Origin of the sequence: Microcoleus sp. B3-A4, from assembly GCF_036705385.1 — a bacterium.
GTDB lineage: Bacteria > Cyanobacteriota > Cyanobacteriia > Cyanobacteriales > Microcoleaceae > Microcoleus.
On sequence record NZ_JAUBUI010000082.1, the window covers coordinates 11,341 to 25,741 of the forward strand.

The 14,401-nt window shown below is 45.7% G+C and carries 13 protein-coding genes; 6 read left to right on the forward strand and 7 right to left on the reverse strand.

All coding sequences use genetic code 11. The features are described 5' to 3' along the window. From QUB33_RS23825 to purS, 4 genes are all read right to left on the reverse strand, one after another. Positions 1-806: WD40 repeat domain-containing protein (locus QUB33_RS23825; protein WP_445299555.1), on the reverse strand; the 806-nt coding region annotated here is incomplete at its 3' end. After that, positions 799-2,844 carry an ATP-binding protein gene (locus QUB33_RS23830; protein WP_333355219.1) on the reverse strand — a complete coding sequence of 682 codons (2,046 nt, stop codon included), beginning with the start codon at positions 2,842-2,844 and terminating at the stop codon, positions 799-801. The genes QUB33_RS23825 and QUB33_RS23830, both read right to left, overlap by 8 nt. 222 nt (positions 2,845-3,066) lie before the next feature. Further along, positions 3,067-3,768, reverse strand: coding sequence for a phosphoribosylformylglycinamidine synthase subunit PurQ (gene purQ / locus QUB33_RS23835; protein WP_333074590.1), 702 nt, complete (start codon positions 3,766-3,768; stop codon positions 3,067-3,069). A 274-nt stretch (positions 3,769-4,042) separates the two neighbouring features. Then, positions 4,043-4,327 (reverse strand): phosphoribosylformylglycinamidine synthase subunit PurS, encoded by a 285-nt coding sequence (purS, locus tag QUB33_RS23840; RefSeq protein WP_333162017.1) that lies wholly within the window; start codon positions 4,325-4,327, stop codon positions 4,043-4,045. Between the two features lie 143 nt (positions 4,328-4,470). On the opposite strand from purS, the gene QUB33_RS23845 reads away from it, so the two are divergent. Then, the gene (locus tag QUB33_RS23845) at positions 4,471-4,863 is read left to right on the forward strand and encodes a Fur family transcriptional regulator (protein ID WP_333055475.1); all 393 of its coding nucleotides are present in this window, start codon (positions 4,471-4,473) and stop codon (positions 4,861-4,863) included. Between the two features lie 280 nt (positions 4,864-5,143). On the opposite strand, the gene QUB33_RS23850 is transcribed toward QUB33_RS23845, so the two are convergent. The 3 genes from QUB33_RS23850 to QUB33_RS23860 all read right to left on the reverse strand — a co-directional run bounded on the left by QUB33_RS23850 (position 5,144) and on the right by QUB33_RS23860 (position 8,069). Continuing rightward, positions 5,144-7,354, reverse strand: a complete 2,211-nt coding sequence (locus QUB33_RS23850; protein WP_333355224.1) for a peptidase domain-containing ABC transporter — start codon at positions 7,352-7,354, stop codon at positions 5,144-5,146. 135 nt (positions 7,355-7,489) lie between these two features. Beyond that, positions 7,490-7,672 carry a hypothetical protein gene (locus QUB33_RS23855; protein WP_333355227.1) on the reverse strand — a complete coding sequence of 61 codons (183 nt, stop codon included), beginning with the start codon at positions 7,670-7,672 and terminating at the stop codon, positions 7,490-7,492. A gap of 169 nt (positions 7,673-7,841) precedes the next feature. After that, a complete protein-coding gene (locus tag QUB33_RS23860; protein WP_333355230.1) occupies positions 7,842-8,069 on the reverse strand; it encodes a secretion protein HlyD in 228 nt (75 codons plus the stop codon). 339 nt (positions 8,070-8,408) lie between these two features. Here QUB33_RS23860 and QUB33_RS23865 point away from each other — a divergent pair, with 339 nt between their 5' ends. The 5 genes from QUB33_RS23865 (at position 8,409) to QUB33_RS23885 (ending at position 14,152) form a co-directional block, all read left to right on the forward strand. Continuing rightward, positions 8,409-9,524 (forward strand): HlyD family efflux transporter periplasmic adaptor subunit, encoded by a 1,116-nt coding sequence (locus tag QUB33_RS23865; RefSeq protein ID WP_333355233.1) that lies wholly within the window; start codon positions 8,409-8,411, stop codon positions 9,522-9,524. 155 nt (positions 9,525-9,679) lie between these two features. Further along, complete coding sequence (trpS, locus tag QUB33_RS23870) at positions 9,680-10,690, forward strand: tryptophan--tRNA ligase (RefSeq protein WP_242725297.1); 1,011 nt, start codon at positions 9,680-9,682, stop codon at positions 10,688-10,690. Positions 10,691-10,835: 145 nt separating this feature from the next. Next, entirely contained in the window at positions 10,836-11,726 is an 891-nt protein-coding gene (locus tag QUB33_RS23875) for a methylenetetrahydrofolate reductase (RefSeq protein WP_333355236.1), read from the forward strand. Between the two features lie 113 nt (positions 11,727-11,839). Further along, positions 11,840-12,439, forward strand: a complete 600-nt coding sequence (locus QUB33_RS23880) for a Uma2 family endonuclease (RefSeq protein ID WP_333355240.1) — start codon at positions 11,840-11,842, stop codon at positions 12,437-12,439. Between the two features lie 63 nt (positions 12,440-12,502). Next, the gene (locus QUB33_RS23885; RefSeq protein WP_333355243.1) at positions 12,503-14,152 is read left to right on the forward strand and encodes a mucoidy inhibitor MuiA family protein; all 1,650 of its coding nucleotides are present in this window, start codon (positions 12,503-12,505) and stop codon (positions 14,150-14,152) included. The last annotated feature ends 249 nt before the right edge of the window (positions 14,153-14,401 follow it).

Here is a 14,401-nt window from a genome sequence, read left to right on the forward strand (position 1 = left end):
GTCTCGGTGTCCCAGATTTTCAGGGTTTTATCGTCTGAAGCGGAAATCGCGGTTTTGCCGTCGGGTGCGATCGCCACTGCTGTTAACCAGTCATTATGACCAGTAAGAGTTTTCAGTTCCCGACCTGTCTCGGTGTCCCAGATTTTCAAGGTTTTATCGTCTGAAGCGGAAATCGCGGTTTTGCCGTCGGGTGCGATTGCCGCTGCTGTTACCGAGTTAGTATGACTAAGAGTTTTCAGTTCCCGGCCTGTCTCGGTGTCCCAGATTTTCAGGGTTTTATCCCATGAAGCCGAAATCGCGGTTTTGCCGTCTGATGCGATCGCCACTGCTGTTACCGAGTTAGTATGACCAGTAAGTGTCCGCAATGCCCCTTCATTTGCCCGTTCTAAATTAGCCTTTAAAGGCAGGAACCAAAGACAATTTTTCGATTGCTTAGGTTGTTCTAGCATGGATCGAATCTCAGGTATTTCAAAATCTAGCAACCTGCCTAACAAATGCCCTGCCAATTGCGTTTTATCCCTTTCCAAAACGTGCGCCGACTTCCGAATTGCCCCCTGAATCAACTTCAGCGCTTCCGTTTGCTCCGGCGATAGCAAAACATCAGAACTTCTCCCCAAATCGTAATCCTCAATTAACGCTTGAACCCCCACCGCATCCAACTTCGCCTCAATAAAATCAAAATCCGTCAACAACTGATGCAGCCGTTCCCCTTGAACACTCTGTGCCAAATGCCCCGGCAGAGTTTCCAAAGCATAAAGCCGCTTTTTCGGCGACATTTTCCCCAACCGTTCTTTAAAGTTACCCATCGCCGTACAAATCCTCCCACAAATTATCAGAGATCGCCGTTTCAATATCCCGCAGCGACACCCCAGCCCTCTGCACCACATCTTTTCGGTGGAGAAATCTTTGGAAACTCGCGTGATAAATACTGTAATCCGGCGGAGTGTCGCTGCTGCGCCGCAGAAACTGTTCCCAATCATCGAGAACTTCCTGCAAATCTAAGGCATCTTCCTCAGCAAAATCCGCCAAAATATCGCAGGAAACAGGCTTGCGAGTTTTCGTCAACAAATAAATCACCTTCAACTTCCGGCGGCGCAATTCTTTATCTTTAACCGCCATTTCCATCCGCGCCCAATGCTTGTCATAATATCCTTCCAACTCCCTGGGCAAATCTTGCAAATTCACATCGCTGTACTTGCCGCTGTCGATATCATTCAGCACATAGCGCAGGTACATAAAATTATTCTGGCTTTTTTCCGCCACCGCCGCCACAAACTGTTCTCGCTGCAAATTTTGACGGTTAATCCAATTCTGAATTGATGCGCTGTTGCTGGTGCGTTTGTCAATATAAAGCTTGACATCCGCCAAACTTTCTGCACTGTACTGCATCAAATCAAAAACCTGATGATTTGGCAAAGGCAGAGATTCCGGTCGCTTCGAGACAATAAAATAAACATTATCCGGCAAAGCATCTGGCAAATAGAGGACATTGCTGCCACGCCCATGATCGCTCCGATCGACTTCATCGAGGGCATCCACAACACAAACTAACTTTTTCCCGCCCAATTTAGCACTGACTTCCCCCAACAATCGACTGAGAAAATTGCCATCTGTAGTTGCATTTTCGGGCAATTTTGGGTAATCCAGTTTAAAGCCTTGAATTAACTGAGTGCAGGCATTTTCCAGAAATTGCTTTGCCTTAACCGTGCCTTGAGATTGCGAGTTAAAATGGACAACACAGCGCCGCTTCATCAGCAGCACTAACTTTGCCATGATTGAACTTTTGCCGACACCCGGATCTGCTTCTAAAACAAAATATCCTTTGGGATTTTTCTGCAAGAATTCGATAATTGATTCAAAGACAAATTGGCGGCCGGTAAAGTCTTGAGTGCGGTCTTGAATAATCGTTTCGCACTCGTAGGGAAGCGGCAATCGGGGCGCGGAAGTATCAACAAATCGTTCCAGTGATGTTTTAATTTGCCCCAAATCGGATCGGATGCCAATTTCTATGGATTCCAATTTCCCCATCACTTGACAAATCTGCTGCCCAGTCGCTACGGCCTCCAACTTTTGCAGAATTTCCCCATTTTGCAGCCCCAAATCTTTGAGTTCTGCCAAAGCAATTTGGTGCAGATTTAACAGCATCTCCGCAAACTTTTCTCCTCCCTTCGCCGCATCCAGTTTCAGCACTTGGCGGTACGCTTTCGGGAAAGTTGCGTACAGCTTGTCCGCGACAAATTCCACAATTTCCGCATCGAAGGATTTCCCCTCACGCCGGGCGAATTCGTTGAGGAAAGTTGCCCAATCTGCCGTTGTCAATCCGGTAACTCGATCGAACTCCTCGGCATCGGCAGAAAAAATCTTGGTTAACTGGTCTTCGGAAATATTTAAACCCCTTGACAAGTCGGCTGTATTCGTGTTAATATCCAGCCAGTATTCAGGAGTTTTCTCTGCTAATTGACTGAGTGCTGTTTCTGGATAAGGCAAATTTTTGGTTTCGGCGATCGCAATTAGGCGATCGGACTTCGCAACCTCTCTTAAAATATAGCCGATCGCCTCACCCGCCGCCTTAATCAAATCGTGATTATCGAGAATCCTCGGATTTTTGCTCAACCGTTCCGTCATCCGATTTGCCAGTTCATCAGCGGCCATAGTCTCCGCGATACTACCAGCAATCGCTGCTAAGATAGAAACTCCCCCAAGTGCGATCGGGCCGCCGATAATACCCGCTGCTGCTTGAGTTGCCGGATTGGCGATCGCATTTGAAATAACTTGTCCAATAGCCATCACCGCACTGCATCCAATTACCCTAGTTTTAAAATTAGCTAAGTCCATTAGTGGCATAAAATAAATATTCTTCTTTTCAAAAGTTGGTAAGCTGTCCCGCATCTAAATTGTATTTCTTTGGGCGGGCAAGATGCCCACCCCACAATCAATTTAATCTACTGTGGAACAGGCATCTTGCCTGTTGATTTTGGGCGGGCAAGATGCCCACCCCACAATCAATTTAATCTACTGTGGAACAGGCATCTTGCCTGTTCATCAAATCAGAGACAAATATTGCAACTACAAAACAGCAGCAACACTTGCCATCAACAACCCTTGAAACAATTTCACCCCATCAGTTTCGCCCAACATCGGATCGGATGCCCGTTCAGGATGCGGCATCATTCCTAACACATTGCCTTGGCGATTGCAAATACCGGCAATATTATTTAACGAACCGTTGGGATTCCCAGCATCGCTAATTTTGCCCGCCGGAGTGCAGTAGCGAAACAACACTTGCTTGTGCTCTTCTAGTTCTGCTAATGTATCCGCATCAGCATAATAGTTGCCTTCACCGTGGGCGATCGGCAAATCGATGATTTCACCCGTAGTATAAGCGGCAGTCCAACGAGTATTACCGCGTTCGACTTTCAAAGAAGCGCGATCGCAAATAAAATTCAATCCCGCATTCCGCACCAGAGCACCGGGCAACAAACCAGCTTCAGTCAACACCTGAAAACCGTTGCAAATACCCAGTACAAGTTTGCCCTGTTTCGCGTGTTCCGCAGTAGCCCGCATCGCCGGAGAAAAACGGGCGATCGCGCCGCACCGCAAATAATCTCCGTAACTGAAACCACCGGGAATTACAATGATATCAATATCCGAAATATCGGTATCTTCGTGCCAAATCATGCGAGTTGGTTGGTGGAGTAACCCTTGAGTCACCCATACCACATCGCGATCGCAATTTGAACCCGGAAAAACAATAACTCCAAATTTCATAAGCTGAAGGAAGAAGGAAGAAGGAAGAAGGAATTGGTTTCACCTTAAGGCTAAAACCGTCTGTATATCTCGCTTGTATCTAAGTCTCGATCCCCCTAAATCCCCCTTAAGAAGGGGGACTTTGAGTGTTCCGAGTTCCCGCGTTTTTAACAGAGACTTTGGATGCTCTTGTCCTCGCGTTTTTAATAGAGAGTTTGAACACTCTTGTCCCCCCCTTATTAAGGGGGGTTAGGGGGGATCTCCGGGTTTAAAAACACCCTAGGGGCGATCGCATTTATGCCGCCGCTGTCTCCACAGCAACAGGAATTTCAGTCAAATCAAAGCGATAATTTTCAATCACTGGATTGGCCAAAAGTTGGTCGCAAACGCGATCGAGTTGTTCACGGGCCTCCGACTCACCAGCAGCAGTCAGCGTCAATTCAACATACTTCCCGATGCGAACGCCCTCAACATTGTCGTATCCCATGTGTTGCAAACCAGACTGTACGGCTGTTCCGGCGGGATCTAAAACAGAAGGGCGGAGGGTAACATAGATTTGGGCAAGATATTTCTGAGTCACGGGAATGTTGCGGTAGGTGATGTGAAAGTTAGCCCCATTGTATTCTACAACCGAGCTGCGCGCCGATCGCCATTTGGTTCGCCCAAGTAAGATAGCCTAGAAATAGGGACAGATGTGATTCCAGCAGATTACACAAAAAAATTATGAGAACCAACCGCACCCGCAGTCAGGAGCGTATTTTACACTTGCTCAAGCACTTGAATCGATCGCTCTCAGCGCAAGATATCTACTTAGAACTGCGTAACAGCGACCAAAGCATGGGCCTAGCAACCGTTTACCGCTCCCTCGACGGTTTAAAGCGAGAGGGGTTCGTTCACGTCAGAACTCTCGCTAGTGGCGAGTCTCTCTACGGTGCCGCCCACCAAGACCAACACCACCTAACTTGTCTGGAATGTGGCGCGTCAATTACGATCGACGAATGCCCCGTCCACCACTTAGAAAGCCAACTACAACAATCTCATTCTTTCAAGATTTATTATCACACTTTGGAGTTTTTTGGATTGTGCGATCGATGTACTTTGGCTCAAGAATCTTAGAGAAATTATTAGTCGTGAGAGATTTCAATTCCGGTTGCACTCATCATAAATGTTGACTGTTGACGGGCGGGTCGAAAAACAGAATAGTTGAGTGTTAACTGTTGACTCGATTTTATGATTCCGATGCAACCGCCAACGATATAGCAATCCTCGGATCATTTGTGAATTTCTTACTTTCTCCCCGCGGGTTCGGGGAGGGTTGGCGTAGGGTGCAAAAGTGAGATGCTCCCAGTGTTGTTTGTGTAGCGACAGATTTAAACCTGTTGTTTTATTAACTCGCTCAAGGATGCAAAAACTCTAAATGGTCTCCTGGAATCGATCGCAATTTTGCAGCCGAGCCTTGCAGTTTCAATCGGCCGCGTTCTAACATGATAATCCAATCGGCGCGATCGATCACTCGCGGCCTGTGACTGATAAAAATCGTCGTTTTCCCGTGCCGGTACATCAACAATTGTTCTAAAACTTCCGCTTCGCTTGCAGGGTCAAGCCCTGCGGTAGATTCGTCTAAAATCAATACGGGTGGGTTGTTGATAATGGCGCGGGCGATCGCCAATCTTTGTCTTTGTCCGCCAGAAATATTTGCTCCAAACTCCCCTAAAACAGTTTGATATTTATCCGGCAATTGGCTGATAAATTCATCCGCCCCCGCAATTTTGCAGACTTTAACAATCTGTTCAAAGCTGATATCTGGATTGCCCAAACGAAAATTTTCTAGAATCGAACGGCTCCAAAAATGCGCTTCTTGAGGAACCAAAACTACCTGCTGCCTGAGACGGTCGAGAGACAAATCCTGTAAGTTGTAACCGCCAATTCTAATATTACCAGATTGCAGCGGGTACAGACCAGAAATTACTTTTGCTAGCGTACTTTTTCCGCAGCCGGAATAGCCGATTAAAGCAATTGCTTGACCGCCGGGAAATGTGACAGAAAAATTTTCCAGCAAGTCAAGCCGGCCGGGGTAGTGAAAACTAACACCCTTGCAAACAATACCGTCGCGGTCTTCAATTGTTACGAAAGGTTTATTCGTATCGTCTTTAGTTTCCGGTTCAGCGTCGATGACTTCCGACAGCCGTTGAGTTGCTGTCTGCACGCGAGTCATCTCATCAGTAAATCCTACTAGCGAATTCACCCAAGTAGTAACGTTTTGATTCATGCTAATAAACGCTAGCAACTGACCTATACTCAATACCTTGTCAATCACCAAACCGCTACCAAGCCACAGCAGAGTAATGCTGCCAGCAGAGGCAACAAAACCAGAAAATATATTGTTGAGGATGCCAATTTGTGTAGTGCGAAAAGTGATATTTGCTAAGCGACCGAAACGGGTTTGAAATTCTTCCCAAAGTTGCTGACCGCTGCTAGTAGTTTTGACCGTCAGTGCGCCTTTAAAAGTTTCTACTAAAACGCCTTGAGTTTCTGCTTCCAACACCAATAAACTGCGCGTTTTTTGCTGCAACACGGGCAGAAATACCACTGTAGAGGCAGTCATTAACAGAGCTATAGCTGTAGCTGCTAACGTCAGTTCCTTGCTATAGAATAACATAAAAATAAAAGAAACTACAGCTATAAAAAATTGACTTGGTAAGCTGATAGCGACTTGAGAAACTAATTTATTTATTTCTTGGATATCTTGTAATCTACTGACAATTTCGCCACTGCGTCTGGTTTCGTAAAAACTCAAAGGCAATCGCAGGAATTTGCGCGCGAATTCCATCACCAATCCCAATTCTAAACGCTGGGAAAACTGAGCAATTAAGTTGGACTGTACCAATCCCAAACTGCTGCTAAAAAGGTTCATAACTATAACTGCGATCGCCACGCTTGCCAGGAGTTGTCTGTCGCCCCGCACCAGGATGTCGTCGGTGAGCATTTGAACTAGAAAAGGCGAAGAAATCGACAGCAAACCCAACACTGCATTTAGCAAAAATGCTTCCATTAAAATCGGGCGATAAATCCCAATCCGGCGCATCCATTTTTGTAACGAATTAGCGGGCGGTTGACCGTCTGCTGCCGCAAAAAACCGCTCAGCATCGGGTTCTACTAGCAAGCACAGCCAATCTGTCCAAGCTGCTGCTAATTCTGCTTTAGAAACATAGCGCATACCGACAGCCGGATCGCCGATCGCATATTTGTCGCCCTGCTTTCCGTACAAAACAACCCAGTGATAGCCGCTCCAGTGAATAATTGCCGGTAAAGGCGCTTCCTCAATTTGGTCTAAAATAGCAGCCGCAGCTCGCACGGATCGAGCATTAAAGCCGATCGCCTCAGCACCTTGTTTCAAGCCCAGCAGAGTCGTCCCTTTTTGGCCGGTGCCCGCACATTCTCGCAAGCGGCTAATAGTAAAATTTTGTCCGTAAAATTTCGCGATCGAAGCCAAACAAGCCGCCCCGCAATCTTCTTCGCTCTGCTGGAGAACAACCTGATATTTCTTAAACCTGTTAACTTGTCCAAATAATGGCATTTTGCCGATCAAAGGGATGTTCTTTAACATTTTGCAAAATGAATAATGGTAGAGCATAAAGAAGATTACTCATCACCAACTACCCAATCAGCAAAAAGCACCCATAAAGTTATGGGTGCTTTCTCGATTCCACAGTTATAGATCTGAATTGACTAGCACTAAACTTTAGTAGTAGGCGTAGCGGACTACTCTTCTGTATGAACCGTCGCAATTCCGGCGGTACACGACCCAACTGCGCCGCTGCCGGTGACAATTGTCTCCATTGGCATAATAGTGACCGCCGTTGACGCTAGCTGATTCTTCAGGGGTGAGTTCAGCAAACAGTGAATTGTCCTTTGTTTCTTTCATGATTGGACTCCGTTTAACTTAATAGAATTGAAGGGAAACTAGAAATCTTATCGAATTTCTAGAGCATCGTGTGAATACTGAGTAATACTTCTTGTAGTGCTGTGCGACCTCCGGAATATTACGGAGAAATTTTCCAAATTTACTCGATCGCACAACTTGACTCAGCTATCTAAACCACTAGGGTTCTGTAAGTGCGATCGCTGTTCGGATTGTACTGATAAAGCTGGCTAGGCTGCGGCAGGAAAAACAGCAGATTGACGCCATAGTTGCTGCTGTTATCCGTCTCGCTGTTGCTTTTGGCACCGCTAACACCAGTGGTAATGCTGCCACCGTTGACAGTAGCAGATTCTCCATCGGTTACTTCGATGAAGAGTGAACCTTCTTGATTTTCTGACATAAATAACTCCTATTAATACCTATGTACTTACTTACTACCTACGCATACAGGAAAAACCCGGTAACAGTGCCAAAACTCATTGCGGAAACGCCGTATTTTCATGACAGTGACCCGCTGACTTCACTCCTCTTGATATTTGGCTAAGTTTGTGGGTGGCAACGGCAAAGCTGTGCGGATTTTTACCTTTACCCTGTGAATTTTGATTTAGACTTCTAAACCTATTCTTGGTTTCCGGAAAGGTGAGAGTAAAGGTGACAAAAGAAATAAGCGATAGAGCTCTCCCTCTCCCCCAACTCAAAACTCAAAACTCCAAACTATTCCCCTCTCCCCCTTGCCGCCATGTCTCTCACTCCCGAAGCCACACCCGCTGAAACCTTTGATAACGACCAGTTTTTGCCCCCTGTCAGCCGCTGGACGACTTTGGGGGGCATTTTGATGGTGGCGACCTTTGGCGGTGCGATCGCCCTCGCTAGCGTCACCAAATACAGCGCTACAGTCAAAGCAGACGCGATCGTCCGTCCCGCCGGAGAAGTGCGCGTCGTGCAAGCCGCAACCGAAGGAACCGTCGAAAGCATTGCTGTCAGCGAGAATCAGACAGTAAAAGAAGGAGATGCGATCGCAGTTGTAGATGCTTCGCGTTTGGGCGCTCAACAACAGCAGTTACAAGAAATAATTAATCAATCTCAAACAGCAGCACAGCAAATCAACCAGCAACTGCGCGACTTAGAAAATCAAATTTTGGCCAGCGCCCAATTTAAAAGCATCCAAAGTGAAAGTTCCGCCCAACAGGAATTAATCGAATCCGCTTTAGTAAAATTCGCCACATCGCTGCCAGATGTCGCCGAGAGACTGGGCAGAAGTCGGCGGGTTTTGCTCGTTAAGCGATCGTCTCTTCAACAACAATTAATTCAAGCTAAAAAACAACTAAATCAAATTGGCTTAAAACTAGAAAATAGCGTAATTCGCGCGCCCGCTGATGGTACAATTCTCAGATTGGAAGTACGAAATACTGGTCAAACCGTACAAGCCGGCAGCGCGATCGCCCAAATTGTCCCCAGCGACGTACCCCTGGTAGTCAAAGCCAAGGTAACATCCCAAGACATCGCCCGCATCCAAATCGGCCAACCCGTACAGATCAGAATTTCGGCTTTGCCTTTCCCCGATTACGGCACATTAAAAGGAACTGTCAGCGAAATCGCCCCAGATGCGATCGCCACTCAAAATCCCACTAATAATTTAGGTACAGCTTATTACGAAGTGGCAATTAAGCCCGAACAAACTTATTTAACAAAACTCAAATCCGCCAACGGCCAATTCTTCGGAAACTCCCAGGCTAATGTCCCCCGCCAGTATTCGATTCAATCGGGAATGGAAGGCAGAGCCGATATTATTACCGGCGAAGAAACAGTTCTGACCTTTGTTCTACGCAAAGCAAGGTTGCTGACAGATTGGTAATTAGTCAGTTGTCAGTTGTTAGTTGTTAGTTGTCAGTTGTCAGTTGTCAGCAGTCAGCAGTCAACAGTCAACAGTCAACAGCCAGAAAATTAGAGGCTCTGAAATTGAAATAACGTGTCAATATAGAAATGTGAGTTCAATTCTATTCTTTCCTCATGGGCAAACAGCGCGTTCTTTCTGGAGTTCAGCCAACCGGCAATCTTCACCTCGGCAATTATCTGGGTGCCATTCGCAACTGGGTAGAAGGTCAAAGTCAGTACGAAAATTACTTCTGCGTAGTCGATTTGCACGCAATTACGGCACCGCACAATCCAGCAACTCTAGCCTCCGACACTTACACGATCGCCGCACTCTATTTAGCTTGCGGGATCGATTTAGAATATTCTACTATTTTCGTGCAATCCCACGTCTCGGCGCACACAGAACTAGCATGGCTGCTCAACTGCATTACGCCGATTAACTGGCTCGAAGATATGATTCAGTTTAAAGAAAAAGCAGTTAAACAAGGTGAAAATGTCAATGCCGGTTTGCTAAATTATCCAGTGTTAATGGCAGCAGACATTTTGCTTTACGATGCCGACAAAGTGCCAGTGGGAGAAGACCAAAAACAGCATTTGGAACTCACCCGCGATATTGTCATCAGATTAAATCACCAATTCGGCACACCCGAAAAGCCAGTATTGAAACTTCCCGAACCCTTAATTCGGACTGACGGTGCGAGGGTAATGAGTTTGACAGATGGCACGCGCAAAATGTCGAAATCTGACCCTTCCGAACAAAGTCGAATTAATTTATTGGATTCGCCAGATACGATCGCCAAAAAAATCAAGCGCTGCAAAACAGATGCCGTGCGGGGTTTGACTTTTGACGACCCCGATCGCCCCGAAGCTAGAAATTTGCTGACACTTTATCTCCTGCTTTCCGGCAAATCTAAGGAAGAAGTAGCAACAGAGTGTGAAAACATGGGTTGGGGAGATTTTAAACCCCTGCTGACAGAGACGGCAATTAATGCCCTCAAGCCAATTCAGGATAAATACAAAGAAATAATGGACGATCCGGGATATTTAGAGTCTGTACTACGTCGCGGAAGAGAACAAGCAGAAGCTATTGCTAATCAAACTCTAACTAAGGTTAAGACCGCTTTGGGTTATTCTTTACCTGTTTAGTTGTTAGTTGTTAGTTGTTAGTTGTTCTTGGTTACTTGTTAAGAATGACAACTACCAACTGCCCACTAACAACTGCCAACAGTCAACAGTCAACAGTCAACAGTCAACAGTCAAATAACAAATAACCAATAACAGACAAATAATCATGAACCGTTTTCGCACAGCCTGCACCACCCCCGGAGAATTTATAATTACCGCCGAAGTTGCCCCGCCAAAAGGTGGCGACATAACTCACACAATTCAAATGGCTGAACGCCTCAAAAACAGAGTTCACGCAATTAATGTCACAGACGGGAGTCGCGCAGTTTTGCGAATGTGCCCGCTAGCAGTTTCGGCGATTTTAGTGCAGCACGGAATAGAGCCAATTTGTCAAGTTGCTTGTCGCGATCGCAATTTAATTGGCCTGCAAGCGGATCTCATGGGAGCCCACGCTTTAGGCATTCGCAATGTATTAGCACTTACAGGCGATCCCGTCAAAGCGGGCGACCATCCTAAAGCAAAAAGCGTATTCGATTTGGAATCAGTTCGGCTATTGCAAGTTATTCAAAAAATGAACGGTGGCCAAGACTGGAATGACAAACCTTTAACCGACGGAGTTACTGATTTATTTGTAGGTGCAGCAGTCGATCCGCAATGCCCCAGTTGGTCGGGTTTGCAAAGTCGATTCGAGAAAAAAGTAGAGGCGGGAGCACAATTTTTTCAGAGTCAATTAATTACAGATTTTGAAGTTTTGGATAAGTTTATGCACCACGTTGCAGCAGGCTGCAACAAGCCAGTTTTAGCAGGAATATTTTTGTTTAAATCAGCTAAAAATGCTGAATTTATTCAAAAATACGTGCCGGGAGTTCACATCCCACAAGAGACTATCGACCGTTTGGCAAAAGCTGCCGAACCCTTGCAGGAAGGTATAAAAATTGCTGCCGAACAAGTCAAAGTAGCGCGGCAGATTTGTCAAGGAGTTCACATGATGGCTGTCAAACGAGAAGATTTAATTCCTCAAATTTTGGATTTGGCAGGAATCCAGCCACTGAGCTAAAATTAAATGTAGGGGCGGGTTTTACTAATTATCAATTCCTAAAACTAACGATTTCGTAAACTCATAAACCCGCCCACTCCCGCGCTACCATTTTGAACATCAATCAAACAATCATGCTTCAAACTGTAGACAATCCAACCACTTCTCCCGCAATCGAACAACGTTTCACTTGGCCCGGTGTGACATGGCATCAATTTAAAGCTATTCAAGCTGGGTTTGAAGACGTGCCGAATGTACGCTTATTTTATTGTGAGGGAGTTTTAGAAATTGTCGGTACGGGAAGGTTGCATGAAGCGATTAGGTGTTTGATGGGCTTGCTTACGGGACAGTATTTTCTGCCAAGAAGAATGGTATTTTTTCTCAGCGGTATTTACAGTCAGATTGTCGAAGAGCAAGTAGAGTATCAAGCAGAGTTGTCTTATTGTTTCGGAAGTATTAAAGATGTTCCCTATCTGTGTATTGAGGTAGTTATCACTAGCGGTAGTCCGATTAAACTTCAGAAATACCGACTGATGGGAGTCCCGGAAGTCTGGTTTTGGGAAGATGGCACTCTAGAGCTTTACCATCTGCGAGAGGAAGGTTACGATCGCATTACTAGCAGCGAAATGCTGCCTGAGTTAGACTTATCTTTGCTGAAACGCTGCATTTTATTTGCTTCACCTTTGGAAGCGCTTGAGGAATTTTCTAGAGGAATAGGCGATCGGGAAAATTGACAAATAAACTATTTTTGAAATAGCTCGATCGACTAAACGGTTATTAAATAGGAGCCACTGGCAATGACTGACTCAGAAATACTTAATTCTGATACCATTAAAACACTAAATACTAGCATATCAGAAGTTACAGTTTATACCGATCGCGCTTTGGTGACGCGGCGCGGTACGGTATCTCTGACGGGAAACGAGCGAGAATTGGCGATCGCCTCTGTTCCCGCAACCCTCGAAACAGAGTCAGTCAGGGCTACGGGTGCGGGTACGGTTGCAGTGCGATTGCTGGGAGTGCGAACCGAAAGAGTGTTTAGCAGCGAACCAGTAGGCGATCGCACTGCCGAATTAACCCAACAAATTCAGGAATTACAAACCCAAAGACGGGGAATTAACGACAAAATAACCGCCCGAAAAATTCAGCTCAAATTTGTGGAAGATTTGAGCGAAAAAAGCGTCGGTTTCTTTTCCAGCAGCATCGCCAAACAGCAGGTAGGTTTAAACGAAACTGGCGAATTGCTCAACTTTTTAGGAACTAATTACGTAAAATATGTAAGTGCGATCGCCCAGCACGAAAAACAGCAGCGCGAATTAGACAAGCAAATAGAAGCTTTGCTGCAGCAGTTGCGGCAAGTACAAACTCCCCATTCTCAGCAAAGTTTTAACATCATTGTTGCCATAGAACCCAGTGGCACCGGCAATTTTGAACTAGAAGTTTCCTATGTAGTCATGGGAGCCCGCTGGACTCCCCTTTACGACTTGCGAGTCAACACTACCAAAAACCAAATTAATCTCAATTACTTAGCCGAAGTCAATCAAAATACAGGGGAAGATTGGACGGGAGTAGGGCTGACTTTATCCACAGCAAAACCGGGAATGGGAACTTTGCCACCAAAACTAGAACCTTGGTACATCGATGGTTTATACCCTGGACGCCGTAGAGGCAGATCCCAAAAAGCCGAATTAGAGCAACCTCTTAGCGTTTCATCAGACTATGATGTAGACGTAAACGATATGTTCTTTGAAGACGTTGCAGGCGCTACACCCGACATGGCAGTCGCACCCATACAAGCTGAAACAGCCACAGCCAAAGTCTCCAGAGAAGGCGGAACTGTTTCATTTCAAGTAGGCGGAAATACCAACATTCCCAGCGACGGCACGCCGCACAAAGTCACTATTTTCAGCGAAAATTATCCATTTAAACCTGAATATATAGCCGTTCCGCGATTAGTCAGTTTTGCCTATTTGCAAGCAGTTGTTGTGAATCCGCTGACAGGCGCAACTCTGCTACCTGGTAAGGCAAATATCTTTCGCGACAACACTTTTGTCGGTACTGTACCATTGGATAATATTTCACCTGGTGCCGAATTTAAGCTGAATTTAGGAATTGATGAAGGGTTGAAAATCGATCGCGAATTAGTGGAAAGACAAGTAGATAAAAAACTGATCTGTCAGCAGCGGCGCATGAGTTACGCTTATCGCTTAAATGTGACAAACTTGCATCAGGTGCAGGTACACCTGACACTAAAAGAGCAATTGCCAGTCAGTCGCAATGAACAAATTAAAGTGCGATCGACTCTCACTAATCCGAAGATAGTAGCAGGTGAAATGGGACTGCTAGAATGGATAATGTCTCTGCCGCCGCAAGCAAAGCAAGAGTTATATTACCAGTTTGTTGTCGAACATCCTCCCGACTTAACAGTCACGGGTTTAGATATTTAATATTAAGTAGGGCTTGCTGAATAAGCGATCGCAAATCAATAACAAGAGCGAGGGATATATTCAACCAACGTTAAATATGAGTTTTTCCTGCTTCAATTTTAGTAAAACATAAGTGTAGATTATGTTCGACCCCTGGGGGGGTAACAACCAGCCTGAAACCCATACCTTTGTAATTGGAGTTTAGACTAAGCAGGTAAAAAAGTGCGATCGCCCAAAGACTGGCAAACGTCCATACAAGAACGGCAACGG